This is a genomic window from Wolbachia endosymbiont (group A) of Colletes cunicularius, from assembly GCF_964264715.1.
Lineage (GTDB): Bacteria > Pseudomonadota > Alphaproteobacteria > Rickettsiales > Anaplasmataceae > Wolbachia.
In genome coordinates this window covers 884,141-910,963 of record NZ_OZ183471.1, presented here as the reverse complement: position 1 = coordinate 910,963, position 26,823 = coordinate 884,141, and the positions used below count along the sequence as shown (strand labels likewise).

At 33.8% G+C, this 26,823-nt stretch carries 16 protein-coding genes and 4 pseudogenes; 7 read left to right on the top strand and 13 right to left on the bottom strand.

Features of this window, described 5'->3' with window-relative positions; all coding sequences use genetic code 11:
* The first annotated feature begins 110 nt into the window (after positions 1 to 110).
* Entirely contained in the window at positions 111 to 9,227 is a 9,117-nt protein-coding gene (locus tag ACFELZ_RS05315; protein WP_265026762.1) for an ankyrin repeat domain-containing protein, read from the top strand.
* 345 nt (positions 9,228 to 9,572) lie between these two features.
* On the opposite strand, the gene ACFELZ_RS05310 is transcribed toward ACFELZ_RS05315, so the two are convergent.
* The gene (locus ACFELZ_RS05310) at positions 9,573 to 10,454 is read right to left on the bottom strand and encodes an Rpn family recombination-promoting nuclease/putative transposase (protein WP_265026763.1); all 882 of its coding nucleotides are present in this window, start codon (positions 10,452 to 10,454) and stop codon (positions 9,573 to 9,575) included.
* A 113-nt stretch (positions 10,455 to 10,567) separates the two neighbouring features.
* On the opposite strand from ACFELZ_RS05310, the gene ACFELZ_RS05305 reads away from it, so the two are divergent.
* The gene (locus ACFELZ_RS05305; protein ID WP_265045216.1) at positions 10,568 to 11,527 is read left to right on the top strand and encodes a helix-turn-helix domain-containing protein; all 960 of its coding nucleotides are present in this window, start codon (positions 10,568 to 10,570) and stop codon (positions 11,525 to 11,527) included.
* 46 nt (positions 11,528 to 11,573) lie between these two features.
* Here the strand turns inward: ACFELZ_RS05305 and ACFELZ_RS05300 are convergent, their stop codons facing one another.
* Both ACFELZ_RS05300 and ACFELZ_RS05295 read right to left on the bottom strand, forming a co-directional pair.
* Positions 11,574 to 12,185, bottom strand: coding sequence for a hypothetical protein (locus ACFELZ_RS05300; RefSeq protein ID WP_375315854.1), 612 nt, complete (start codon positions 12,183 to 12,185; stop codon positions 11,574 to 11,576).
* Positions 12,170 to 13,093: pseudogene (locus ACFELZ_RS05295) on the bottom strand (patatin-like phospholipase family protein). The gene ACFELZ_RS05300 and the pseudogene ACFELZ_RS05295 overlap by 16 nt, the downstream one beginning before the upstream one ends.
* Here ACFELZ_RS05295 and ACFELZ_RS05290 point away from each other — a divergent pair.
* A complete protein-coding gene (locus ACFELZ_RS05290; RefSeq protein WP_353269631.1) occupies positions 13,092 to 13,604 on the top strand; it encodes a phospholipase D family protein in 513 nt (170 codons plus the stop codon). The pseudogene ACFELZ_RS05295 and the gene ACFELZ_RS05290 sit on opposite strands and share 2 nt — an antisense overlap.
* Before the next feature lie 241 nt (positions 13,605 to 13,845).
* On the opposite strand, the pseudogene ACFELZ_RS05285 reads toward ACFELZ_RS05290, so the two are convergent.
* The 3 genes and pseudogenes from ACFELZ_RS05285 to ACFELZ_RS05275 all read right to left on the bottom strand — a co-directional run.
* A pseudogene (locus tag ACFELZ_RS05285) lies at positions 13,846 to 15,084 on the bottom strand (IS256 family transposase).
* Positions 15,085 to 15,408: 324 nt separating this feature from the next.
* Positions 15,409 to 16,788: a hypothetical protein gene (locus tag ACFELZ_RS05280; RefSeq protein WP_375315853.1), complete on the bottom strand. Its 1,380-nt coding sequence runs from the start codon at positions 16,786 to 16,788 to the stop codon at positions 15,409 to 15,411.
* Between the two features lie 453 nt (positions 16,789 to 17,241).
* Positions 17,242 to 17,787: pseudogene (locus ACFELZ_RS05275) on the bottom strand (IS982 family transposase); the annotation flags it as partial.
* A gap of 102 nt (positions 17,788 to 17,889) precedes the next feature.
* Between ACFELZ_RS05275 and ACFELZ_RS05270 the strand changes: the two are divergent.
* A pseudogene (locus tag ACFELZ_RS05270) lies at positions 17,890 to 18,633 on the top strand (IS4 family transposase); the annotation flags it as partial.
* A gap of 60 nt (positions 18,634 to 18,693) precedes the next feature.
* Complete coding sequence (locus ACFELZ_RS05265; RefSeq protein WP_375315786.1) at positions 18,694 to 19,554, top strand: IS982 family transposase; 861 nt, start codon at positions 18,694 to 18,696, stop codon at positions 19,552 to 19,554.
* Here ACFELZ_RS05265 and ACFELZ_RS05260 read toward each other — a convergent pair.
* From ACFELZ_RS05260 to ACFELZ_RS05240, 5 genes are all read right to left on the bottom strand, one after another.
* Positions 19,526 to 20,833 (bottom strand): IS4 family transposase, encoded by a 1,308-nt coding sequence (locus ACFELZ_RS05260; protein ID WP_375315852.1) that lies wholly within the window; start codon positions 20,831 to 20,833, stop codon positions 19,526 to 19,528. The two genes, ACFELZ_RS05265 and ACFELZ_RS05260, sit on opposite strands and share 29 nt — an antisense overlap.
* A 274-nt stretch (positions 20,834 to 21,107) precedes the next feature.
* Entirely contained in the window at positions 21,108 to 21,491 is a 384-nt protein-coding gene (locus tag ACFELZ_RS05255) for a transposase (protein WP_375316621.1), read from the bottom strand.
* A gap of 17 nt (positions 21,492 to 21,508) precedes the next feature.
* Complete coding sequence (locus ACFELZ_RS05250) at positions 21,509 to 21,673, bottom strand: hypothetical protein (protein ID WP_375315781.1); 165 nt, start codon at positions 21,671 to 21,673, stop codon at positions 21,509 to 21,511.
* Between the two features lie 3 nt (positions 21,674 to 21,676).
* The gene (locus tag ACFELZ_RS05245) at positions 21,677 to 21,874 is read right to left on the bottom strand and encodes a transposase (RefSeq protein WP_375315797.1); all 198 of its coding nucleotides are present in this window, start codon (positions 21,872 to 21,874) and stop codon (positions 21,677 to 21,679) included.
* Positions 21,875 to 22,395: 521 nt separating this feature from the next.
* Entirely contained in the window at positions 22,396 to 23,043 is a 648-nt protein-coding gene (locus ACFELZ_RS05240) for a heme exporter protein CcmB (RefSeq protein WP_375315851.1), read from the bottom strand.
* A gap of 107 nt (positions 23,044 to 23,150) precedes the next feature.
* Between ACFELZ_RS05240 and ACFELZ_RS05235 the strand changes: the two genes are divergently transcribed.
* Positions 23,151 to 23,543 (top strand): TraR/DksA family transcriptional regulator, encoded by a 393-nt coding sequence (locus tag ACFELZ_RS05235; protein WP_253302608.1) that lies wholly within the window; start codon positions 23,151 to 23,153, stop codon positions 23,541 to 23,543.
* A 172-nt stretch (positions 23,544 to 23,715) separates the two neighbouring features.
* Here ACFELZ_RS05235 and ubiB read toward each other — a convergent pair whose 3' ends face one another.
* Positions 23,716 to 25,146 carry a 2-polyprenylphenol 6-hydroxylase gene (gene ubiB / locus ACFELZ_RS05230; RefSeq protein WP_375315850.1) on the bottom strand — a complete coding sequence of 477 codons (1,431 nt, stop codon included), beginning with the start codon at positions 25,144 to 25,146 and terminating at the stop codon, positions 23,716 to 23,718.
* Positions 25,143 to 25,883: a metal ABC transporter ATP-binding protein gene (locus ACFELZ_RS05225; protein WP_375315849.1), complete on the bottom strand. Its 741-nt coding sequence runs from the start codon at positions 25,881 to 25,883 to the stop codon at positions 25,143 to 25,145. The genes ubiB and ACFELZ_RS05225 overlap by 4 nt, the downstream gene beginning before the upstream one ends.
* Between ACFELZ_RS05225 and ACFELZ_RS05220 the strand changes: the two genes are divergently transcribed.
* Positions 25,875 to 26,756, top strand: a complete 882-nt coding sequence (locus ACFELZ_RS05220) for a zinc ABC transporter substrate-binding protein (RefSeq protein WP_375315848.1) — start codon at positions 25,875 to 25,877, stop codon at positions 26,754 to 26,756. The two genes, ACFELZ_RS05225 and ACFELZ_RS05220, sit on opposite strands and share 9 nt — an antisense overlap.
* The last annotated feature ends 67 nt before the right edge of the window (positions 26,757 to 26,823 follow it).

The following is a 26,823-nucleotide window of genomic DNA, read 5'->3' as shown; positions in this document are numbered from 1 at the left end:
GTAATACAAATGTTATATATATAAGTTAGCATGTAGGTAAAAACAGCTTATATTGTTGATATCTCTGATAATAAATAGTGGGCTCAGTATAATGTAATGAAGAGGGTTTTATGTTTAAGATACAATATCCAACAGATCATCTAAAAAAAGAAGGCGTTAGTTCAAAAATTACTGAGCTATCAGATGAAATTCAATATGTAGAGCAAGTTAAGAAATTTCCTCAATTTAAACGTTATCGTAGATCTGATGATGATACTGAAGATGAAGTAGAGCTAATCTATAAAAATCCATCATTTGATACTATTTCTCAAGATTCTGAAGATAATAGAAGTCGATTTATAAAAGTCGATGTTCCAGGGGAAAATAGTTGCTTATTTTGGTCTGTTACTATGGCTTACTTAATACCTGTCAGAAACGATGATGCTCTATTTCGACAAAGGTATGCAGCTTTGTTTGGAAATGGAGAAGCTATAACCCAAAATTTAGATTATGTGAGAGGTTTAGTTCGGAATTTAGGTGCTGCCAATTATGATGATACATTTGCAAATTTAGTAAGAAATGTATTTCGCAACCGAGTAGTTGATTATATACGTGATCATGAAAATGAGTTCAGAGATTTTGTTGAAGGCAATTTTGAGAATTACTTAGAGAACATGAGGAACCCTAATACTTGGGGAGGCGAACCTGAAATAAGAGCAATGAGTGGAATACTTAGCGCAACAATCAGTGTTTCTGGTGAGGTTGAAACTCAATATGGTGATGGAAATATTCAAATACAGTTATTTCATGTTGGTGCTCCAGGCGACCGAAACCATTATAATTTTGGTCTTGAGAGAGGTGCTGTTGATAATGATGTAGACCTTGCGAAAGGTTTAAAAAAAGTCATGGGCAAAGGAAGGCCACAAGATTTTGAATTAATACAGTTATTAATAGAGGAAGCAGGTAAAAAAGTTGGTATAAGCTGGCAAGGTGAGGATTTTAAATCTTTTGAAACGAGATTTCAATCATTTGTGGATCAGATTCCATCTTATTTACACTCTGTAGAAAAAACAGGATTTTTTACACACTTCTTCCTAGGGAGCTTTTCTACTTTGCTAGATACAAAAATTGCAGAAAATTTAAATATTAAAAAGATTTATTTTAGTTTTGATACTTCAAAAACTTTAAAAGTAGCTATTGTTAAAAATGGTCAAATTGGAAATGCTGAAGATGCTATTAATAATATAGATTTATTTTCCATTTCAGAAGGTAAGCGTGGCCATCAGTTTACCGTTAATGAGTTGGAGAACATATTAAGAAAGAATATAGATAGGGGTAAGATTAGAGATCGGGATGTTGAGAATGAGATCCTAAATATTAAGAATGAAATTCAAGATAGAATAAAATCTAGATTAGTACAGATCTATAAAGGAAAGGGTGATATTTTTGTTAATATGGAAGCTAAAGAGATACTTGATTCTGCTACTAGCAAGGAATTTCATGAAATAGAAAAAGGAATATGGAATAATCCGGAAGGTGATATAGCGAAGCTATCTGATTCTGATGCGCAAACAGTTAGCAGGTCTTTAAAAAAAGTTCTTGAAAAAATTAATAACGTTCATTCTGAGTATGTAGGATCAGTAGTCTATGATAATAGTGCACGTGAAGCAGCACATCATGGATTTATGGTAGGCGTTTTCATGAATTTCCACTACAGGTATAATCTTAGAGTCTACCCAGAGCAATTTGCAGGAAGGGGTTATGCAGATATTATCTTGCTGGCTCGTGGTCCTGATCGTGCACTGGATTCTATTCCGATTATTATTGAGTTAAAAGCAGGGACAGGTCCTTATGCTACTCCAGATAGGGCTTTGCAACAAGGAGAAAAGTATGCACAAGGTTTCCAACCAAATGTTCAGCGAGTTCTAACTACTGCAGATGACATTTTATGTGTTGGTGTCAATCTTGATAGTTCATCTCCTATCTCTGATATTAAAGTATCGAATCGTGGAGAAGAAATAATTCCTCTTTTTCAAGATATGCTAAAATCTGCTGATGATTGGGATACGCAAAGGATTGGAACAATAGAATTAAAAGGACAGGTGAAAGATAATCTAGAACGTATTTATCATACGTTTCCTGGTACACCAGAGAAGGGGGATAATCATTATTTTAGCAGGTTTTTACTAGGACAATCACTATTGCTAAATAGAGTTGAAGATTTAAAAACTGGTTTTAAAAAATACATTTTTATCTATGGAGATAATATACCTACCGAAGTGCATCCTAATCTTCGTAGACTTGGACGTCCAGCAGCTGAAAGAGCCAGGGAAAGACTATCAACTAACCTTGATGCAAGCCATGCAGTTGTAACAATGGTACTTATTCCAGAAAGTACAGAGAAGTTGGTTTATGTGATAAATATTGTTGAAGCTAACAGAAAAGATGTTCTGAACAGTCTAGATAAAGTGCTCCCTCTTAATAGATTAGATAGAGAAATAAGGAATAGGGAAATAGTTGAATTAAGTCTTAATTTTGATACTAGATACAAGTCAGATTTTAAAAGATATCTTACTATTTGGGCTGAAAAATACAATTCTTTACAAGAGTACAACAACGGAGCTGAGAGATTTCAAGGTGCTTTCAAAGAAGTTCCTTATCCTAATGAATTAAAAGAAACATTTGATCAAGCATTGGATACTCAGTCTTTATCAACAAACGAATATAATAAATTGTTAGAAAAAATTGGAGAAGGGATCTTTCCTTTTAAGAGTCTCGTTAATAAAGAAGCTCATTTCCAGGGAATATTGAATGGAGTATTTAGTTATTATAGCGACCTAAAATTACAAGAATCACCAGAAACTAGAGCATTAGTTTTAACTGAGTTTCAAACTGGTAGAGGGGAACGCACTGATATGCTAGTTCATGGTATTAAGTTTGTAGCTCAAGGTGGAAATGCTGAGGAGTACACTCCAATAGGATTAGAACTTAAGACATCAAGGCAGGGCAAAGGAGCTCAAGCTTTATTGAGGGAAGCAAATGATCAAATAAATGAAGAGTATAAAGAGGGCGTTACCTATAAAACACTCACAGATGGTGATGAGGTGAAATTTATCGGTGTTGTTTTCGATAAAGGATCTAATAATCCAAATAAACTTATTTTAACAAGTAGGACAGCTAAGGAAGGATTTATTCCTGTTGGTGTAGTTCATAGTTCAGTTCATATGTTACCTACTGTAGGGCAGTGTTCTAAAGGAGAAAAAAGAGAACCTTCATCACCAGAGTATCCACCAAGTAAAAAACCAAGAAGAGAAAGAAGTGTAAATATGGCCTGCAAGGATTCGTTTGATGAAGAAGAGATTACAGAAGAGGAAAAAGAACAACGTATCAAAGAGTTGTTTAATGCTGACAAGGTAGCAGAAAGAGTAAAGAATATTGAGTTTTATGATCAGCTTTTCAAGGTTTCTGAGCGAATATCTAGAGGTGAAACTATAGACCAAAATGTTGAAGAAGCATTTATCGCAAAAGTTAAAAATATAGATCTAAGTTCAATAGATCCAGAGATTAGGGATATTGTGAAGGAGATGAAGGACAACATAGAAAATAAAGAAGAAATGAAAAATATCCTGAGAAGGTCTGGAGTAGCAGAAAAAATAGGGAAAGTAGCAGAAGGTGCAGGTCTTGCCTTTACGGTATTTTTAGTTGGTAAACATATAGCAAATGGAGATGTAGAAGGGCTAGGTTATGATGCATTAAATCTTTGGGTAATGCCAAAGATTGGTGAAAAAATCTCTGGAAAAATGTTAGAGTTAGGAACAAAGCTTGATTCTCAGATGCTAAAGGGATTTGCTCCAGTTATGGGACGTGCTATAGGTAATTTTGCGGCATTTTTAGGGTTAGCGGAGTCAATAAAAGCAAGGCAAAGTGCGACAGATCCTGCAGATATAAAGATTGCTGACCTAAACATCGCAACTAATTCTATCTTTATCGCCGCAGATGTCCCTGCGGTTGTTACTGAAACAATGTCAGTAGCAGGCTTAGAAACTGGAGTAGTAGGAGAATTTGCTGGTCCAGTTGGTGCTGCTGTCTCAGTTGCTGTTATTGTCATATCACAGTTTGTAGAAGCAGGGCTTGAGGTAGAAAAATTAGAAGAACAAATGAACCTTACAGATCAGGAAAAACATGATCTTTATTGGGATTTCTTTCTTGGTAAAAAAGTACCAGATTATATAGAACATGATATGGAAGCAGAAGAAATATATAAACAGTATATATCAAAGATCTTAGATCAATTTAAGAATAACTATGATACAATAGCTATTTCACTGCCTTCTATACTGGTTACAAAAGAAGAATATGCTACTAGCGCTCGTTCTCGAGATAAAAGACAATGGGAAGGATACGGTCTAGCATTTGGTCAAGCTTTGCATGGTGTATCGAATGAGTGCCGTGCTAAAACAAGGATAGTTGATGATACATTTGATTTTGAATCAAGAACAAATATTACACACCCATTTTATACTAGTAGCATTGCTCACAATTCTAGAATAATTCCTAGTGCTGTTGGAAACTATAATGTTGTTTGTGGACCACATGACGACAATATTGCAGTACAAATTGTAAGCAAAGAAACCTTGGCGAGTCTACCAAGTGGCGCATCATGCAGTAGTGCATCGAAGTACAATAATATGAAATTAAGTAGAACAGTAGAAAGGTGGTTTCTACAAGAACATATGACCGATTGCTATAATGCAGTTTCATATAACAGAAATAATCCTTCTGGGTCTGTAAAGATGTTATTTTATATGTCTAATAACAATGCTTTTATAAATGTGACTTCTAATTATACCGTTGATGTGATTTTCAATGGTAAAAATATATTACTTAATAGTTATGGAATCAATAATCAAGGGTCTAGTGTACAGAATAGGTATTATTTTACAAATCAGTTAAGTAATTGTGATATTCATAAACAAGGAACAAATTTCTTCTACATAGCAAAGGATAATTTTGTATGTAATTTAGGAATAGAAGGACAAAAGAACATAGTTGTAACGCAAGGTAATTTTACAGATTCAGAGAATATACATTCTATTATTGGCAGTGATAAAGCTAATCATATAGAAGTTTCTCATGCAGGTTACGTTGATGGTAAGGGTGGCAACGATGTAATAACAGCAAAAAACTTTACTGCAATAAAGGGTTATTTTGGTGATTCTATTTATGGGAAAGGCTTAGTATTATTGCCGATAAATTTTAGTGATATAGGTAGTATGACTCATGCTAATAATATAACAAATATCTACAATAAAAGTGGAGCTTTTATAAGTGTAGATAAACAAACATCAGTAAAAACAGCAGATGGTTTGTTTGTAACTCCAACAAAAGTAGACATTAATACTGATAAAGTAACAAATGTGCACATAACAAAATTAGATAATAAGTTGGATAATCTGCAAAAAATGGACAATTCAAACTTTAATATTACAAAGCAATTATTAAACACTAATTATCATGGTGTTGTAGGTAGTTCTAGTAATCATATTTTTTACCCTGATGAGGATCACCATAATTTTTACTGGAAAGCTCCAAGTAATATAAGCCATCTTTATCTTTTCGATAACAGAAACGCTAATATTATGATTGCTCAAGCAAATGGTATATTAGATTTTAGTCTACTAAATAGTACGTTAAATGATATGCCATTTATAGAAGATAATAAAGGAGAAATAAAGATTAACAAAAATGGCCTAAATATAACCCTGCTATCAAATTATAAAGATGTTACAGTTACATTTAATGGGGAAGAATATTACAAACTTCAGAATGGAGAATTAGAGCGAGATTATTGCTCTCATAGCTTAAAAGTAGATGGAAGATTTAGTGTTAATGGTACTAACCTTTTAAATCATCATAATTGTTTCACATTTGACTCAGAAAAAGTTCTTTTTTTGAAGCTAAATAATGATTTGCTATTGTTATCAGATAGAGGAGCATTATCAATATCGGATTACTATTCTTCTGTTCATAAAAACTGGGATTTATCCATAGAGTTGAGCGACAAAATTATGGAACCAGAAGAATTTGGAGAAAGAGCTGATGAATTTAGTTCTTTCAGATATTATAAGCCAGATGAGCAAGGGTTACAGATTTATCATAATCAACCTGTTAACAAGAATGATATTGGTTTAGTTGATTTGAAAGATAAGTCTATATTAGATTTCAATATGAGAGTTATAAATGATACCTTATTGCTATCACATAAAAATAACACTCTTGTAAAAGTAGAGAACTGGAATACTTATCAACCGGCAAGAGAAATGATGTTTGCTTTTAATGATGCAATAGTTTCTAACTCAAAGTGTATAGCTTCTATTTGTAACTCAGAAGATGTTATAGTGGAATTTAATAAGGAAAAAGCAATTCTATCGACAGAGCAACTGTTTGATGCTGTGAGACGAAATAATCTTAGTGAAGTTGAGAATCTTCTCAGTATGGGTGCAGATGTTAATATTAGAGATAAACGTAGTTGGGCGCCTTTGCACTGTGCTGCTGACAATGATAATAAGCTTGATATATCTAGGGCAATTTTAAATCGAAATGCTGATATTGAGGCTAGAACTAACATTGGGGAAACACCTTTACATATAGCAAATGCTTATGGTCAATTGAAAATAATTGAGCTTCTTGTAGATAAAGGGGCTAGCCTTGAAGCTAAAACTAATGATGGTTTAACGCCTTTGCATGTGGCTATTCAGCATAATAATACTACACCTAAAATAATTGAGTTTCTTCTTAATAAAGGTGTTAATATTGAAGCTAAAACGAAAAATGACTGGACACCTTTACATCATGCAATTTTCAAAGACAGGCTTGATATAGTTAGAGTACTTTCAAGTCGAGGGGCTAATATTGAAGCTAAAACTAGCGATGGAAAAACACCTTTAGACTTGGCTATTCAAGGGAATTATACAGATATAGTAGGATTTTTAAAACAAACAGAATTAGACAAAAAATTATTGACTGCTACAGAAAATGGAGATCTCTCTGAAGTCAAAAAATTTGTTGGTCAGGGTGCTAATGTTAATGTTATAGATGTGGGCATTTTTGGTAGGAAACCTATACACATTGCTGCTGAAAAAAATTACAAAGATATTATAGAGTTCCTTCTCGGTAAGGGGGTAAGCGTTGATGATACCAGTAACTATGGTTGGGCACCGCTACATTATACAGCGTCGAAAGGCTGTTTAGAAGTTGCAAAGTTTCTCGTTGACAAAGGGGCTAATATTAATCCTCAAAACGTTTATGGCAGAGAGCCTATACACATTGCTGCTGAGCACGATAATAAAAATATTATAGAATTTCTTCTTAATAAAGGAGTAAGTGTTAATGAGGTTGACAAAGACGGCTGGATGCCTCTGCACTGGGCTTCTTGGAATGGCCATCTTAATATAATAGAATACCTCGTGGGTAAGGGAGCCAATATCAATACTAAAGATAGGAATGGTAAAACACCGCTAAATCTTGCTAGAGATAAAGGACATAATAATGTTGTAGAATACTTACAACAAACACAATTAGATCTAGATAGGCAGTTGTTAACTGCAGTACAAGGTGGTAATCTTAATGAAGTTAAGGATTTTGTAGTTCGAGGTGCTAGCTTAGATACTCAAGATAGTAATAATGGTTGGACACCTATAATCTATGCCGCTCGGGGAAGTAAATGGGATGCGGTCAAGTTCCTTATAGCTCAGGGTGCCAAGTTTAATAATGAGATCACATATCAAGGAACACCCTTGCACTTTGCGGCTCAAGAAGGTAATTCAAATATGGTTCAATTTCTTCTTGATAAAGGTGCTAATATTGAGGCTCAAGATGCATACAATAGGAAACCTTTGCATATTGCTGTTGACGCAAACAGGTTGAATGTAGTAAATCTACTTCTTGACAGGGGTGCTAATTTAAAGGCTACAGACATGTACGGCAAGACATCTTTAGACCTAGCTATTCAAAAGGGTTACGAAGATATAGTAGAAGTTTTGAAACAAAAACAATTAAATCTAGATAAAGAATTATTAATTGCTGCAGAAAAAGGAGATCTTGAAAAAGTGAGAGAAAGTATCAGACGAGGTGCTAATGTTAATATTCAAGATAGGCAGGGTTGGACTCCTTTATTTTGGGCCATTCAAAAGAATAATTTTAATATAATTGAACTTCTTTTAGATAACAGTGCTAATATTAAGGTCAAAGATAATGAAGGTTGGACACCTCTTCATTGGGCTGTATCATTGGGTTCATTAGACATCGTTGAGCATCTTGTTGAGAGAGGTGCTGATGTTAATGCCTCAACTGCTGACGGTAGAACACCGCTAGATATTGCTAGAGATAAAGGATATAATAATATTGTAAATTATTTAGAGGAAGAGCTCAATAAAGAGAGAGAAAAACCTGTACAACGCAGACGCCGTCATCACCATGGGGATCATGCTCATCATCATATGTCAAGAAAACCACTTGCTATGGATTTAAGTAATCAACCTGAGGTAGCAGCAAGTAGTGGCACAAGACCATCTTCATGGATAAATGATTTGTTTGGTTGGGTAAAGAGCTCTATAGGTGGGTTATTAGGTTCTAGAGCTGCTTTACCTGAGAAAACATTCACTCAAAGTTCAATCTCACAAATTAGTGCACCAATCGATGTAAATGGTACAATAATGTTCATTGACGTGCTCGTTAGAAAGGTTACAGGTCAAAAGTATATTTCTACAGTAGGTCAGTCTATATCTCCACTAGAAGCACAGGGCTATGCACTCAATATTACAAAGGGATTTGAGAAAGTAGTAGAGCAAGCTGGATTAAAAAGTGGTTTATCAATGCATCGATTAAATATTGATTATATGGGAATGCAGAAAGAGATTACTAGAAAAGTCATGAGTGGTAAATTTAATGAAATTTCAGGGATTTTAAAATCGTATGTAGAGAAAGCATGTCCTGGTGAAGAAGCTGGTAAATTAAGTCCGAAGAAATTTGAAAAGTTTATAGCTCAATTTAATAAGGGTCTGCTAAATCAATCAATAGAGCAGATATTACACAACAGAGATGGTAGATTAGAAGTTGATGATGCAAAGCAAATGAGTTTAGAGCCTCAAAGTTATTTAAGTAATGCTTCAGTTCACAGCCATTCAAAAGTATCAACTTGTCTTTCTGAGATAGGAGTAGCCAAGCTTAGAGGTAATCTCAATAGGTAAGTTATAATATAAGTGGTGGAGGTATAATATGCCAAGTAGTGGAAAATTTAAAGTGAAGGTAGCAAAATTAGCCAAAATAATTAGGGATACCAGACCAAGTTTGATAGTCTTAATACTAAAATGGATGAAGTAGACATTAAATGCTAAGTGGTTAATGTGTTTTCCATATTGAACTTACAGCACGTAGCTTTGATATAGAAGTTTGGGTAACGTTATGATAGTAATTTATATAATTCTATGTGCAATCTTTATAGCCATTTTAGACAGTTCACTAGATTCTTAATTAGGGGATATGTCTAACTTAGAGAAGGTTTTCATAAATGTTGAAGTGAATAAGTAGGAATATTATGTTTTTTCCTTGAGTTGTAAAATTTCAGAATGAGAGAGACCGGTAATTTGAGCTATAACATCTATAGAGACACCGGCCTTGAGTGAGTTTTTTGCTACTTCAATTTTTTCTTCTAGTCTACCTTCTAGTCTACCTTTTTGAGTGGCATCATCGAGTTTTTGAGCAAGGACAGCCTGTTCATCACGAATACGCTTGATCTCTTGTTCATAGGCAATAAATTCTTTTTCTGACCAGTTGAATCTATTTAGCTCTTCATAGGCCCTTTTAATTATTAGATCACTACCTATTATTCTCTCTAGCTCTTCTTCACTAGTTTCATCTGCATATCTAAAGAAGTAGACCCATTTTTCAACTATACTTGAAAGCTGATCTTCTTTGGTTTTTATAAATTTAGGCAACTCAATAAATATAAAGTAAAAATCTTTTAGATCATGTTCATTAGTGTCTTCATCGCGAATAGTGTGCTTTGATTTATACTCAGACTTATCAGGAAATAAAATACAATCTGCTATAGCAATAAAAATAATTTCCTTAAGGTCATGATATTGATCACCTTTATCAGCTTGTCTTGAGTAAGCTTTAGCAGCATAGTATTGTGCACGTTTTTCAAAGCCTTTAGTTTTAGCGACCTGCATTTCGACTATGACTTGCAGCCCATTTTCATCTCTACAAAGAACATCAACAATGCTTTGTTTTTTAGAAGCAATATCAGGGTCTTGAATAGTACTTAAGAACTCTATATCCTTTATTGTACTTTTGCCAGTGAAGCCAAGGATATCATTAAGGAAGTGAATAAGAATGTCCTTATTTTTTTCAGTGCCAAAGATGCGCTTGAACGATATATCATTTTTTGGATCGAGAAACTTCGAAAGAGCCATAGGAAATCGACTTAAAAAGCATTAAAAATTATACACAATTGTGAAAAAATATTCAACTAAAATGCGAACATTTTGTATATCTTTATTTGGTAGTATTAACCTATACCATATTTATGGCAAATATTTCAATAAGGTACCAAATAGCGCAAAAAGTAAGGAGCTGGAGGTTAAAACAAAAATATACTCTGAAAGACTTAGTAGACAAAACAAGCATAAACTACCACACGCTGCTAAGATATGAGCAAGGAACATGTGGTATTCCAGTTGAAAAGTTAAAAATCATAGCAGAGTCGTTATCAATCCCTATTAGAAATCTTTTTCCAAGACGAAAAGTACTAAAAGAAAACAGTTGTTTTGATGAAGCTAGGAGCCAGGAAATGTATAATTTCATAGAAAAAACAGGAGGACGCAAAGCAATTTACGCATTAACCAAATCTATCCGAGCTGAGGAAGAAAGTAATGTAAAAGCAGCAAGAATAAGAATTGCAAAGAATCTAGTTAAGGCGGGGTTTGATACTGAGATTATCTATCGAGCAACGGGCTTATCAATTGAAGAATATGCTGATAGAGAGAGTATCGGTTGTACAAGCCAAAACGGAGGACAAGAGATCAAGAAGTGGAGGATAATAAGAGGATATACGCAAGAAGAATTAGCAAAAAAGCTTAATGTAGGGCCCTCACAGATACATCACTATGAACAAGGGAGTGTCACCATTTTCAGTGAAAGGTTGTGGGAGATAGCAAGAGAATTATCAGTAGATGCTGAAGATCTGATAAAGGAATACAAAGAAAATTATTGCGAAGATGGTGAAGGAGAAAATGAATTATTAAGTTGGGCAAGAGAATATAGAAAAATTGACAATCAAGAATCACTAGATGAACTGAATATATGGGTAGAATTTTTATTGCAAAGAAAGCAAATTTACAAAGAAAAGATTGATAAAGTAGAGTCAATCAAGGTTGTGAATAATCTACTTATACTAGGTATTTCCATTGATAATATTTCTCAAATAACTAGCTTGACTGCTGAGGAAATTGCGCAACTTACGCTCCCAACGGAATTAAAACTATGATAATTTATATAATATATTATGATATAGATGAAAATAGTTAATCTATTTAAGATTTCTCTGAAGTTTTGCTTGCGGCTTTTTCTTTTACAGGTTCAACCGATACATCTTGAATTTCTTCTTCCGGCTTAGCCAGTAGAGTTGACTCTTCTTCAGATTCTGCTGCTAATTTGCGTTGTTTGATAACTTTCTTCAATGTTTTGACTGCGATGAAGTTAATACTGAAAACACATGCCGAAGTTATGGCTAAGGCTGGAAAAGGGGCCAAATTGAACATCGGCAAAATTGCCACAATCGTACCAGAAGTCAGTAAAAATGCTAACTTCTTGCTCCCGATTATCTTGTTTTTCTTGGACTTTATGGGGTTTAATTTTTTTATTTTCCCTTTTAGCTTTTTGAAGCCTTTTTTGAACACGTTGCCTCTTTTCAGCTCTTTTTCTACGGGTTTCGTTTTTAAGCTTTTTATTTTTTCTTTTATTCCTTTTTTATCTTTTTTTGCTTTAGAGGTTACTTTCGAGCATAGGTTAGGTTTCACCACAATTTCGGAGAGCGGTTTTGGCTTATCGTTAGCTTCTTGACCCTTAGTATGTTTTTTGGGCGAAACTATGTTTTTTAAACCTTTCTTTGCTTTGTGGTATAATTTCTTTAGTTTGCTTGGCATTTCAAAAATTTATCTATTAATTCCTGGTTGTCCTCTATCATTGCATTTGCCTCTTGCTGTAAGCACTTGATGTTTTTCAGGGTTACATTATCCATCTAAGCCGACGCTATTGTAAGTTGTGATTGTATCCTGATGTATCTGTCGTCCATTACATTACCTAGTTGATAATTCACCACATCAAGGCTCGAAGCAAACATCACATTTAACAGAGGCTTTATCCATGCTATCTTTCCTAATTTCCTGTACTTGATTCGATTAGATAGCCGACCTGTACCAATTGACACCAGAACGATTTCTTCATTAGGAAAAAGTTTTTTACTATTCGCATATGCACATGCTGCTGGATTATTGGCAAATACTCCTCCATCCACTAATACTCTTTCCTTTTGGCTGACTTCTAAATACTTAGGGGCAAAATATGTTGGTGCTGCCGTTGTCGCTCTGAGCGCATCTTTCAGCTTGATGAAATTCCTGTCTTCTCTCCAGCTTTTAAAGAAAAATGGACAGTTATTGTGTATGTCATAACTTGTTATCAGTACCTTACTTAAGGTATTTTTCAGAATATCCTCACCAAAATATTTGTCCAGTATTGACTCGATGTTCTCGTATGGGTATTGTGCACAGTTAAACCAAGATAATATTGATCGCCTGAAGAATGAAGACTTGAAAATATATGCTCCGTACTCTTGGTAAAGCTCAACTAAGTCATTGGCTGAGTATTGGGAATTTCCCCGTTCATCTTTCTTGCATAACCCAACCACAACAATCCCACCGGTTGAAGTACCAGCCATTAGATCAAAGATTTGAGAAATAGACTTCCTTGCTCTCTTTTCTATTTCTGCTAGAATAATGGCTGGTATGATACCCCTTATGCCTCCACCGTCTACTGAAAGGATGTATTTGGTCATGGTTAGATATTTATTAGTTCTATTAATTTGCTCATTTTTATCGGGGTGTGTTACTTGCCCAAAAACTACAGTTTGCTTCACACCTAGAGGAAATTGTGCCGAACAAATAACCAATGCTATAGATCAAGCTCAAAAATCCATATTAGTTCAGGCATACACGTTTACTTCAAAGCCAATTGCACAATCTTTCATTAGAGCAAAAAAACGTGGTGTTGATATTAAGGTTATTCTAGATGAATCACAGATCAGCTCAAAATACAGTGTCATCAATGAATTGTTTTATCAAAAGATACCGGTATACATAGACTATAAACCTGCAATTTCACACAGTAAAATTATGATTATTGATGAGCAAAAAATCATAACCGGGTCATTTAATTTCTCTGACTCTGCGCAGAAAAGAAATGCTGAAAACCTACTGATTATAACGGGAGATCTTCTATTAGTTGAGCAATACGTGGAAAATTGGAAAAATCGTCAATCGCAATCTAAGCCTTATGAACCAGAATAACTACTTTGAGCTGGCTTTGAATTCGTCAAGTTCCTCAGAAAGATTTTTTACCCGCTCTTCCAGACGATATACCGTAACGGTCAATCCGTTGTTCTGCTCTATAAATTTATCATGCATGTGAACCCGTAAATCTAGCTTGGCGAGCCACCAAATTGTTGCTACGGTCTGTATTACCATAGTGATAATTACTGTAATTGGGATTTTTTGGGGAATGTTCAAAAAAGTGTGTCAAACCGCATTTTTAGTTCAACTCAATTTTCAATCTATCTGGAAAGAAAATATCAAGTTGAGACATAGTTAAAGCCCAATTAGGCAGAGCCATAGTCCATTTTTGCTCTACCTTCTTTATAGCACAATATACCTGTTTATACAAGGCATTTGTGCTGGTAAATGAGCCCTTGGTTTTAGTGAATTTTCTGATCTGTCTGTGCAGCCCCTCAATTGGATTTGTGGTGTAAATTAGCCTTCTAACTGGGCTAGAATACTTGAAATAACCAGATAAATTTTCCCAATTGTTCTGCCACGATTTTATAACTAAAGGATACTTTTCTCCCCATTTTTCTTCCAGCTCAAGTAAGTAATTTTCAGCAATTTCTTTACTTGTAGCACGATATATTTTTTTCAAATCATTCATGAAAACTTTCACATCTTTGCTGGATACATATTTTAGTGAATTTCTTATCTGATGCACTATACATAGCTGTACTTCTGCTTTAGGAAACGCACTATTTATAGCTGCAGGAAAGCTTTTTAGCCCATCTACACATGCAATCAGAATATCTTCTACTCCTCTTTCTTTGAGGTCATTTAGCACTCCCAACCAAAAGTTAGCTCCTTCACTTTCAGCCAAATAAAAGCCCAGGACTTCTTTTCTGCCATTTTGGTCTATGCCCAATATATTGTACATACATTTACTTACGCAATGTCCATTCTCTTTGACCTTAAAGAACATCCCATCCATAAATACTATCGGGTATACTGATTGCAGTGGACGACTACGCCATTCATTGATTATAGGCAGTAATTTGTCGGTAATACTTTATATCTCTGCCGCCGATATTTTGTGATCATAAATTTCCTCAACGTGTGACGCTATATCTCTATAGCTCATACCACTGGCAAATGTGCTCAAAATCTTCGTTTCAAGCTCTGGATGTAAGCTTGTTTGCCTTTTTTTGACTATTTGCGGCTCAAAACTTCCTTCTCTATCCCTTGGCGTCAAAAGTTCAAATGAACCGGCACTTGTCCGTAAAGTCTTTCCATTTCTCCCATTTCTTCGATTATTCTCTTCACTTTCAGCTAATAAGTGGTTTTCTATTTCACCTTCCAAACTTGCCTCCAGCAGCTTTTTTATAAATGGTGTTAATGCTCCCTCCCTTCCTGTCAACGGTCTTCCTTCTCGTATAGACGACAGGATATTTGTTTCCAACTCTTTATAATCTACCAATCCGTTAGTTCTGTTTACTACTTTCTGACTCATTGTCAAACCTCCATTTTTTTATATCAATTTATTACTTTTTTTTCGGTTTGACACACTTTTTTGAACCATACGCGTCAAGTTAAGGCCCAATATAGCACCATTTAAAGTGGGTATCTTGTTTGTTACATTTATTTTTTGGGAAATTTTGATCTAAAATAAGATAATTCTTTTAGAAGAGTCTACAAATTACTAGCTTTATTACTTAATATCTAAAATAATCTTTACCACTTTTCTTTTTCCTTATGCTACTTTCCCTTAACTTGACGCGTATGCTTTTTTGAACATTCCCGAGCTTATTATTGTGTGGCACAATTTCAATAATCACTATCTGCCTTTAACACTTGTGTTAATTTGCTGCGAACAAGCTTGCGTAAAATCAGTAAATGGAACATCCTTAATAGTCTCGATTGACTCTGTAGGTACATTGCCATTTTTCTTAAAACCTTTATCTTCTATAGCTTCCAGAACACTTTTTCCTCCCAAAAGACAGTTTTCTCCTAAACTTTTCTTCTCAGCTTTTAACTTGTTAAGCCTTGCTTTGCCCTCATCATCAATTTCTACTTCTATTTTATTACCACCTTCCTTACTAGGACTTAGATCAATACTAATCTCTCCTACCTCAGTGGTAAAAGACATTTGAATTCTACCTTTCAATATATCCACATAATTTCTTTTTCCTTTTACATTTTCAATTCTTATTAGACTTCCTTCAATATCCAATATACAAGCCTTTAATCCCAGGTCCATCTTTTCCTTATTGCACATAAGCTTTGCAGGTTTAACAATGCTACCTTCTATGTACTTTACATAAAGACATCGATTGTCTAGCTCTACTTTTAACTTATTCTGCAAGCTCTTGTCACTATTGCCTGCAATACTTTGACATGCTAAACTCCTTATCTTACTTTTAGTTCTCCGACATGTACGATCGATAGTACCATTACTCAAATAATCTTGCTGAAGAGTTATATGTGTGATTTCACCAGAATTCAAGTAGAAAGTCTGTATTTTCCCACCTGTTAAAAATAAACTATTAATAATATGTTTTACAACATCTTGATTTTCACCTTCTAATATTCCATTCCTGCCGTCATCTTCATCATTTTCACTACGATCAAGGTCATCGTGAGAATACCTACTGTAATATGGAATTTCTTTGACAGCTGTATTACTTTTCCCATTATTATATGGAATCAAGTGATTTCTTAATGCAATTGTCTTACCACCAGGACCAAGACCCTCGTTATTAATCGTAGCTATCAAAACTTGAAATATTAACTCTGTCACAGTTATTTCCTCTTCCCCATAAATGAGATTGAGCCTGATTCCTTTTTCTATGTACTCATCTGTTATATTTTTAATATACATTAAGGCGTCTGACATCTCAGTTATTTCGTCTACATTTTTAACCTTGTTACAAAACTCATCAATCAACTTTCTTTCTGCATCTGATGACACTTCTAACTTTCTTAAGAGTGACTCTTGTTCAAAGATATTACAATCTGAGCTTGAGTCCTCTTCTATTTCTGAATTTCCGTCAATTGGATTATTTGGTAAATTATAGACTAAATCCTTTTCTGGATCATAACTAAAAAAGGGAGAAACCTTTGCACCAACTTTAAAAGTTGGCGAGCAATCTTGTAAAGATTCTGTTTCCTCAGAGAAATAAGAAAACCTATCAGACGTTCTAAATTTAGTTACCATTTAACCCCCCCATTATAAAGCTTATTATGCACAGTTTTTCTAAATTTTACATTCTATTTAATTTATTTAACCGTGCAATAACTATTATTATAGTTTCCTCGGACTATTGTAATATAGCTCTTTTCACAATAATCCGAACAGAGCATAATATGCTACTGTCCTACAATAGCCATAAGCACATATCTTACCCTATTCGGACTATTATGAGAAATGCTATATCTTATGTTATAGTAGATAAAATTGGCAATACAAGTAGCTTTTATAGATATTTTGATATTTTACCTTCAGGCTGTTTTATTTAAGTTTTTGAGCTGAGCTTGTAGAAGAGCTTCGTTCTATCTTTAAATTTTGTTTTTGCTGTAAATTACCTCAATTTTTCTTTTTATTATCAAATGAATTAGTATTAACTTAGCAACATATTTCATTAACAACCCCAACAACGCGAATTCTGGATTAAGGAAGGAAGAAAGTATAGGAAATAGAAGGCTTTGTGGATTTGATGGAATAGGAAATGAGAGTAGAAAAGATATGAACCAAAAAATTAACAGGGGATCTATGGCGAGTGTGTTCAATTTCTAGTCTATTTTTTAGGTAACCAAAAACAGTCTCAATGATAGACCTTTTTCTCAGTAAAATCTTCTCATTTAACGAAATCAATGTATTTTTCATACCTTTTTTCACCTTGGTAACAAGTTTCAAACCTCGGTCAAACAGCTTCTGAAAAAGCTCTTTTGCAATATAACCTTTGTCACCAAACAAAAGACCGATTAATTTTTCCGTCAGATTTGGCACAGGTATCCTATCATCAACATTGCCTTTTGTTAGCGTAAGTGCATGAATTTCAACATTTTCATTGATTACCATATGTAATTTGAAACCAAAAAACCAGCCGTAAGTGCTCTTGCTTAATTTTGCAATTCCAGCAAAAACTTTGTTTTTGGATATTCTTTTTGCATGACAAACTGCAATGGGAGTTGTGTCTATATATGAAATTCCAGTGTTTTCTGACCATACGCGTCAAGTTAAGAAAATAAAGGTATGAAGAAGATAGGATAAGAAGATATAAGTTCTCTCGGATATATTTTAGTGAGAGAACTAATGATGAATAAAATAACTTGCTTATCAAATTACCTAAACAAATTTTTCAATGAAAGAGCAAATGAAGTATCAATTGAAACAGGATTTATAAAAAGGAAGAGAAAATTGAGTGGTTCATCATTCATAAAAGCTATAATTTTGGGTAATATAGGAGTTGCAAACTGCAGCATAGATACAATGTGCCAATTATTAAACGAAGCATCTGTAATAATAACAAAACAGAGTCTAGATTTGAGGTTTACTGAAGAGGCAGTGGAATTTATGAAAAGGATGTATAATGAATCTATGGCTTTATTTAAAAATACCCTGCAAATTGATTGTAGAATCTTGCAGCAATTTAAAAGCGTTAAGTTATTGGATAGTAGCTATATTAGCCTGCCTAACAGTATGGAGAATATGTATAAAGGATATGGTACCAGCTACAGCGGCTATGAAAGTAATACCAAGTCCGGGATAAAGTTGCAATTAGTTTTCGACTACTTAAATCAGACATTTGATCAATTAAATATAACGGAGGGAATAAGGTCAGATCAAGGGTATAGGAAACATTTGAGTAATATATCAAGTAACGATTTGCTAATATCTGATCTTGGTTATTTTGTGCCAAGTTCTTTTAAACAGATTAAGGAAATAGGAGCTTATTTTATTAGTCGTTATAAATCTGATACCAATATATATGATATAGAAACAAATCAAAAAATGGAGTTACTGGAATGTTTAGAACGTGAATTCTGGATTAAAGGAGAATAGAAGAGGCAAGAAAACAGGGTAAACTCAGCAGTGATAAAAAAATAGATGAGGTTACCCATGGAAGATATAACAAAACTGTTTTGTTTGGTCGATGATTTTTGCAGAGATATAGAGAAAAATTTTGCAGATAAACTACTGCCAAATGGTAAAAACCCCACAAGAACAACGGAAATTGAGCACTCCGAAATCATGACAATAATCCTGCTATATCAACAATCTCCGTGTAAAACTTTCTATCTACATTACCTAACGTTGCTCTACAAATCAGAGTTTCCAAAGTTACCTTCATATACCAGGTTTGTTGCTCTAAAGCCTAGGGTTTTGTGGCATTTAGCAATGTTGTTGCATTGGCTTTGTGGACAGTCAGAAAACACTGGAATTTCATATATAGACACAACTCCCATTGCAGTTTGTCATGCAAAAAGAATATCCAAAAACAAAGTTTTTGCTGGAATTGCAAAATTAAGCAAGAGCACTTACGGCTGGTTTTTTGGTTTCAAATTACATATGGTAATCAATGAAAATGTTGAAATTCATGCACTTACGCTAACAAAAGGCAATGTTGATGATAGGATACCTGTGCCAAATCTGACGGAAAAATTAATCGGTCTTTTGTTTGGTGACAAAGGTTATATTGCAAAAGAGCTTTTTCAGAAGCTGTTTGACCGAGGTTTGAAACTTGTTACCAAGGTGAAAAAAGGTATGAAAAATACATTGATTTCGTTAAATGAGAAGATTTTACTGAGAAAAAGGTCTATCATTGAGACTGTTTTTGGTTACCTAAAAAATAGACTAGAAATTGAACACACTCGCCATAGATCCCCTGTTAATTTTTTGGTTCATATCTTTTCTACTCTCATTTCCTATTCCATCAAATCCACAAAGCCTTCTATTTCCTATACTTTCTTCCTTCCTTAATCCAGAATTCGCGTTTTAAGGAGAATTTTGACCAGGTTGAGATGAGTTTTTTGAGGAAAATTTGTACTTTACTGACTACACAATTTAATGTTAAGAATAGCTCTCTAACTCGCCTTTTAAGCTCAATAAATGCCTTTGTTAAACTAAGTTCTGTGCCCTTTTTTAGTTCTGTACAACCAACTATTCCATGAAATATAAGAATTGCACACAATTTAGCATATAATTCACATAATACCCTATATGGTTTTCCTTTTAGTTTATCAAGTCCTATATGGCTCTTATATAATTTAAATAATAATTCAATTTGCCATCTTACTCGGTAAATTGTTAATACTTGTTCAGCACTAATTTTACTTTTTGGAACATTAGTTATAAATATTGACCAATTCAATAACTTTTGATTCCTTTTGGAAGATGTATATCCATGTGATTTTGCTAATCTATTAGCCTTCCTTCTCCTGGCTATAGACTGTTCTTCAGTTAGCTTTTGACATATAATTCTTACTCTAATCTTTGCTTCTTTTCCCAATAATACCTCAGTTTCTAAAAATAGCTTACCCTCTAAACATTCCAGTAACTCCATTTTTTGATTTGTTTCTATATCATATATATTGGTATCAGATTTATAACGACTAATAAAATAAGCTCCTATTTCCTTAATCTGTTTAAAAGAACTTGGCACAAAATAACCAAGATCAGATATTAGCAAATCGTTACTTGATATATTACTCAAATGTTTCCTATACCCTTGATCTGACCTTATTCCCTCCGTTATATTTAATTGATCAAATGTCTGATTTAAGTAGTCGAAAACTAATTGCAACTTTATCCCGGACTTGGTATTACTTTCATAGCCGCTGTAGCTGGTACCATATCCTTTATACATATTCTCCATACTGTTAGGCAGGCTAATATAGCTACTATCCAATAACTTAACGCTTTTAAATTGCTGCAAGATTCTACAATCAATTTGCAGGGTATTTTTAAATAAAGCCATAGATTCATTATACATCCTTTTCATAAATTCCACTGCCTCTTCAGTAAACCTCAAATCTAGACTCTGTTTTGTTATTATTACAGATGCTTCGTTTAATAATTGGCACATTGTATCTATGCTGCAGTTTGCAACTCCTATATTACCCAAAATTATAGCTTTTATGAATGATGAACCACTCAATTTTCTCTTCCTTTTTATAAATCCTGTTTCAATTGATACTTCATTTGCTCTTTCATTGAAAAATTTGTTTAGGTAATTTGATAAGCAAGTTATTTTATTCATCATTAGTTCTCTCACTAAAATATATCCGAGAGAACTTATATCTTCTTATCCTATCTTCTTCATACCTTTATTTTCTTAACTTGACGCGTATGGTCATACCGCCGCGGCGCTAACACGTAGCGGGATGACGATTGTCAAGGTGTTATCCGAGTAGCTTGACTACTTGGATCCAGAAAACTTAACTTTAAATAAGTGGCTGCATAATAAAGACTAGATTTCAGCTTCACGCGCTGGAATGAAACCATTTTCGGTCTCTTAGAGCCTGTCTTCAAACTCAAGAATGAGCTAATTTGTGAAGCATAATAGTGATCATATTAAAGAAGATGTTATTTTTTGAAGTGAGAGGAGAATGCTCATAATCCTTACTCATACGTCTAAAATTGGAGAGCCAAGCAAAGGTTCTCTCAACAATCCAACGTTTGGGAATAACCTGAAATCCTGTATCAACTATTTTCTTGGTAATCGTCAATAAACATCCAGTTTCCAATAAGCAGAGGTTTTGCAATTTACCTGTGTATCCTTGATCAGCAAAAAACTTATGTAATGTTGGAGCTTTGCATTTGGCTTGAACAAAAAGATTTAGTGCACCATCAAGATCCTGAATGCTTGCACTTTGTACTTCAGCAGCAATTACAAGACCTACAGTATCTACAACGATGTGGCGCTTTCTACCCTTTACTTTCTTGCCAGCATCATATCCTCTGGATCCCCTTTTTGAGTAGTTTTTACTGATTGGCTATCTATTATTCCCACTGATGGAGTTTCATTCTTACCAATTATCTCTCTTACTTTTTTAACTAGAAAATCATGAATCTCTTGCCATATTCCACTTTTTTTCAATCGCTAATTACAACTATACACTGTTTTCCATGGTGGAAAATCTTTAGGCAGTTGTCTCCATTGACATCCTGTCCTCATCACATAGCGAATTGCGTTAATAATTGTTCTAATACTATGTTTTCTTGGTCTGCCGGTCTTTTTAGGTTCAAAATATAGCTCTATTATCTTCCATTCTTTGTCACTTATATCGCTTGGGTACATTTAAAATATATCTTATAACACACTTCTTAACTCCTTTCTACTTAGTTTGAAGACAGGCTCTTAAACTGCTTTAGCTACAAACATTAAGAAATTTACCAAACGGAAAAAAAGGCAAAAGAAACCCCGTGGTGCGAGTTTTGACTCTATATTACTGTAAGTGGCGCTGTAATAATGTGCTAACGCTTAAAATAAGCGCGATTTGGCTGAATGTAGAAAAAATAAAAAAGACATGCAGCCGCTACAATTTTATGTAACCCGCCAAAAATACCCTAAGTTTTTTTACTGAATTTTGTCATTGAACCTGCGCAGATCAAAAACAAGTTTTGAGTCACAAATACCCTTAATACTACAATAAGGGAGCTGGCAAAGCTTGTCAAGCAACTTTTTCCGTTTCTATGTTGTCAGCTACTTGCATGACACCATTTGTTGTAAACTCACTTTTTCTTGATTTTTTGGTTTATCTTGTCTACCTATTTTGCCACTCTGCTAAACGGATACCTACTGAATAACAGTAAGATTTTTCAATCCTGTTCCACAGCAAATTTTAGTGCCATGTGAGTAGTTATAGTGCTGTTAACAATCAAAACGACAAAAATTAACATGGTGATTAGTAGTGTATAAATATTCAAGGACAAATTTTCAAATTGAGTTAGCATTTTAAAATACACAAAGGTTGGCATTATCATTGGCAAAACAAGAATTTGCGATACTCCTGATGCTAAGTTGTTTCGACCAATCATCAATGCATTTCCAGTAGCTGAAATATTAATGATTATCAGCGTATTAAATAATAAAGACACTCCAACTGCTATTGAGTGTTCAATACTATTGCCTAGAACTGCAAAGCTGAATATGGAAGAAACCACTGAAATCGGTAGCCCAAATAATAACCAGTGAGCGAAAATTTTATAAGCAACTATAAGCCTAGAAGAGAGTGGCTGTACAAAGATTTGCTCTAATATTCCATCATGATAATCAGATGTAAACAAATTATTTGTAGAGATCTGCAAAACAAATGTAGCACATATCCATGCTAATGTTAACATAACTTCTTGTTTATTGTTGTTTTCAAGTGTAAATGAAGATAAACTTAACATTATAATAAAAATACATACTATATAGGTAAGGTTCTTACCATCTATTACTAATTTTTTTACTAAGTTGATCATACTAGGCTTTTAAATGTTTATTATAAATTATAGTGTTTACTTTGAGGGTAGTATAATTTTTTGTTCATAAGTTATATAGGTTTTATTATTTTTTTGATAATGCAATTATGGAAAAGTTACCGAAAATAAAGTCACCAGAGGATTATACTCCTTCAGAAGATGAAGAGTATATGAGCGTAAAACAACTGGAATACTTCAGCTTAAAGTTACAATCAATACTCGCTGAGTTGGAGAAACAAGAACTAGAAGATAATAGTATTGATACATACTATTCTGATGGAGATAGTGGAAATGAGGAATTAATCAAGCGCAGAAAAGATAGAAAAGAAAAGATTAAGGAGGCGTTAGAAAAAATAAAATTAGGCACTTATGGTTACTGCGATGGAACAGGAGAAGAAATAGGAGTCGAAAGACTTAAAGCTAATCCGCTTGCTATATATTGTATTGAAGAGCAAGAGAGAGTAGAAAAAGAAAAGAACGTGTACAACATTAACGATTAATTTACACATAAGTGGTGAGCCATTGGGCTTCAAGAGGAGCAAGAGGCGGATCAGGACTGAAGTATGTTATGCTATAAAGAAAGTGGAAAATTGGACATTCTCAACTCGACTCCTGCAGATTAAAAATTAAGTTGAATTAAAAATTGGGTTTGACGCAGTTTTTTCCCATAGTTCAAGAAATTAAAAATTTAACGATTAGAATTATAATTACAAACCACAGTAAAAAATAGACTTTTCCATTTGATTTATTTTTAACTTGGATGTTTTCTAATTTTTTATCAGCTATTAGGTTTAATTTTTCTATAAGGCTAAATATCCCTTGGATTGTTTTTACAGTATAAGAATTTCTAATTTTTTCCCTATACCCTATTTTACTTTCATGTTGACTGCTTATCCACGCTTCAACTACTTTCCACATATTGATTTCTGGGTAGATCTTTCTACATGTCCCTTCCAGTAAAATCATAGTTTTCTGCAGCAATAACAATTGTGTTTGAACTTTCATATCAAAATCACCAGTTATTTTTAATAGCTGAGCAAGTAAACTAGCAAATGAAATCTTCTGTATAGGCTGCCCAATAATGGGTTCACCTATTGCCCTGCAAGCTGTGACAAAATTTCTATGCTGTGATGAAACGTAACCAGCTTTAAAGTGCATTTTTGCAACGTGGTCATAATCCCGATTTAAAAAGCCTTTGAGTATCTCTATAACGTAATAGCATGTCTCACGATCTATTCTACCCATGATTCCACAATCCAGGGCAATAATATTGTTATTACTATAAACCATTAGATTTCCAGGATGCATATCAGCATGAAAAAAACAATCCCTGTATACCTGACTACAAAACGATTCTATAAGATTGATAGCTATTTGCTTACGATTATTCAGTTTTTCAACTTCGTATATTGGTGTTGCTTCTATCCATTCTAATGTTAAAACCTTTTTTGCAGTTCTATTCCAATCTATTTCAGGTACATAAAAACCTCTGTCATTTTTTGTGTTTTCCTTTAGTTCTGAAGAGTGAGCAGCTTCAAAACGTAGATCTAACTCTAATCGGCAAATTTCAGCAAAAGTTTTGACTAATTCAATTGGCCTCAGCCTTTTTGATTGTTCGCTAAATTTTTCTGCAATTTCTGCGAGCCAAGAAAGCATTTTTATATCCCTTGAGAATGTTTTCTCAATATTTGGCCTTAAAACCTTCACAGCAACTTCCTTACCCTCAGTTGTAACCGCTCTATGCACCTGAGAAATCGATGCTGCTGCAATTGGCTTTTCAGAAAAACTTGAAAAAATGTCGCTCAATTTACAATTAAACTCACTTTCTATAGTTTTAACTGCTATTTTATGTGAAAATGATGGCAATCTATCACATATCAATAACAAGTTATTTGTTATATCCTCATTTAAAACATCAGTACGTGATGAGATAGACTGCCCAAACTTAATGAACACCGGACCTAATTTTTCAAGAGCACACTTTAGCTTATGGCCTTGTATTTTATTTATTGATTTCTTTGATGGTGGAAGTAAATAAGGTAATATATTGTAACGTGTCAGCACTGTAGTTATGTGCAGAAGACGCAAAATATTTTGAATCATTTTGCTGCGTAACTGCTAAATATTTCATTTAGGGTTCTATTTTTCATAATCTCATCAGGCTTGCCTTGGCAATAGATAGTATTATTTATACAAATTACGTAATCTGAGGATAGTAGAGCAGAGTTAAGATCATGAGAAGTCATAAGAATCGATACCAATCGTTTTTTTGCTATTTTATTTATAATATCATAAAATTTAGCCCGCGCGTTAATATCCATTGCACTGACTGGTTCATCTAGAATGATCAAGTCAGGCTCTGCAATTAAACAACGTGCAAGCAGTAGTAGTTGTGTTTGCCCTGCAGAAATTTCTAACACTTGATTCTTCAAAATGTTACCGATACCAACCAACTCTATCGCTTCTGTAATAATGGATTGATTTTTCTTTAGTCTTTTCAAGGAGCTATTTAAAAGGAAATATTCAACTGTTATTGGCATCAAATTACTAATACTAAAATTTTGCGGCATATAGCCAATTTTTATGTTGTCAGCAAATACGATACTACCGGTACAGCTTTTATTTATGCCAGCAATTGCTTTCACTAAAGAGGTTTTACCTCCACCATTTGGACCAAGTATTGTAATTACGTCTCCTCTTTCCATGAACATATTGATATTGTCAAGGATTCTTTTACCATCATATGTGAGAGCAAGATTTTCTATTTTTAGAACACGATTATTGACATTATTTAACTTTTTGGCAAAATTTAACTTCTTCTCAACGTTTATATGAGACATTTACTGGCTTTTTTTCTATTACTTTCATTTACACTATACTATAATATTGCCTTTTCATCCAATTTAAAAGTTGTAGCTACAATCAAACCTATCCACTCACTTGTAGCTTCTGTGACAGAAGGGATTTTAGAACCAGAATTGCTTGGCTATGCAGCATCTGCGCATAATTATATATTAAAGCCGTCTGATGCGAGTAATTTGGAATCAAGTGATGTCATATTTTACACTGACGATAACTTAGAGACGTTTGTTCAAACTTTCGCCAAAAATAATAAAGAACTAGTGCAATTGTCAAAGGTAATCAACCTACTTCCTGCTCGGCCACATTCATTTTCTAGAAAAATTACCAATACTCAAGATGAAAAAGACCTACACATTTGGCTGAGTCCCAAAAATGCAAAGAGCATGGTACTTTTTATAAGTGCAACATTGTCTAACATAGATAAAGAAAATTTCCATCGATACAACTCTAATGCAACAAAAGCCATAAAAAAAATAGACCAAGAAGTAAAAGAAATCGTGAAAGAACTGAATGATTTTAAAAATCAAAAATACATCGTCACTCACGATGCTTATCAATATTTTGAAAAATATTTTGGTTTAAATCACCCAAGCGCCATTCTTTCTATAGAAGAGGATTCGTACATAGGTATGAAGAGTTTAATGAAGCTAAAAAAGATAATGAAGGAAGAAAACGTTAAATGTATATTTGCTCATTCACAAGAAGATAGCATAAAGCCTAATGCTCTTTCTAATGACGCAAAAATGGTAGTTCTTGATCCTATTGGATCAGACATAGAGCCTGGAAAAGATGCATATCTAGCTATAATCAATAGCATTGCACAAAATTTTAAATCTTGTTTTGTTGAGTAACAAGTTCCTTTTAAAATGCCTCTGACTTACTGTTTTATTGTTCTGCATTTAAATCACCATTTGTCCT

Excerpts from the sequence above, each read along its gene's own strand:
- ACFELZ_RS05315 (WP_265026762.1), top strand. The coding sequence starts at position 111 with ATGTTTAAGATACAATATCCAACAGATCATCTAAAAAAAGAAGGCGTT.
- ACFELZ_RS05310 (WP_265026763.1), bottom strand. The coding sequence starts at position 10,454 with ATGGCTCTTTCGAAGTTTCTCGATCCAAAAAATGATATATCGTTCAAG.
- ACFELZ_RS05305 (WP_265045216.1), top strand. The coding sequence starts at position 10,568 with ATGGCAAATATTTCAATAAGGTACCAAATAGCGCAAAAAGTAAGGAGC.
- ACFELZ_RS05300 (WP_375315854.1), bottom strand. The coding sequence starts at position 12,185 with ATGCCAAGCAAACTAAAGAAATTATACCACAAAGCAAAGAAAGGTTTA.
- ACFELZ_RS05290 (WP_353269631.1), top strand. The coding sequence starts at position 13,092 with ATGGTTAGATATTTATTAGTTCTATTAATTTGCTCATTTTTATCGGGG.
- ACFELZ_RS05280 (WP_375315853.1), bottom strand. The coding sequence starts at position 16,788 with ATGGTAACTAAATTTAGAACGTCTGATAGGTTTTCTTATTTCTCTGAG.
- ACFELZ_RS05265 (WP_375315786.1), top strand. The coding sequence starts at position 18,694 with ATGGAAGATATAACAAAACTGTTTTGTTTGGTCGATGATTTTTGCAGA.
- ACFELZ_RS05260 (WP_375315852.1), bottom strand. The coding sequence starts at position 20,833 with ATGAATAAAATAACTTGCTTATCAAATTACCTAAACAAATTTTTCAAT.
- ACFELZ_RS05245 (WP_375315797.1), bottom strand. The coding sequence starts at position 21,874 with ATGTACCCAAGCGATATAAGTGACAAAGAATGGAAGATAATAGAGCTA.
- ACFELZ_RS05240 (WP_375315851.1), bottom strand. The coding sequence starts at position 23,043 with ATGATCAACTTAGTAAAAAAATTAGTAATAGATGGTAAGAACCTTACC.
- ACFELZ_RS05235 (WP_253302608.1), top strand. The coding sequence starts at position 23,151 with ATGGAAAAGTTACCGAAAATAAAGTCACCAGAGGATTATACTCCTTCA.
- ubiB (WP_375315850.1), bottom strand. The coding sequence starts at position 25,146 with ATGATTCAAAATATTTTGCGTCTTCTGCACATAACTACAGTGCTGACA.
- ACFELZ_RS05220 (WP_375315848.1), top strand. The coding sequence starts at position 25,875 with ATGAGACATTTACTGGCTTTTTTTCTATTACTTTCATTTACACTATAC.
- ACFELZ_RS05225 (WP_375315849.1), bottom strand. The coding sequence starts at position 25,883 with ATGTCTCATATAAACGTTGAGAAGAAGTTAAATTTTGCCAAAAAGTTA.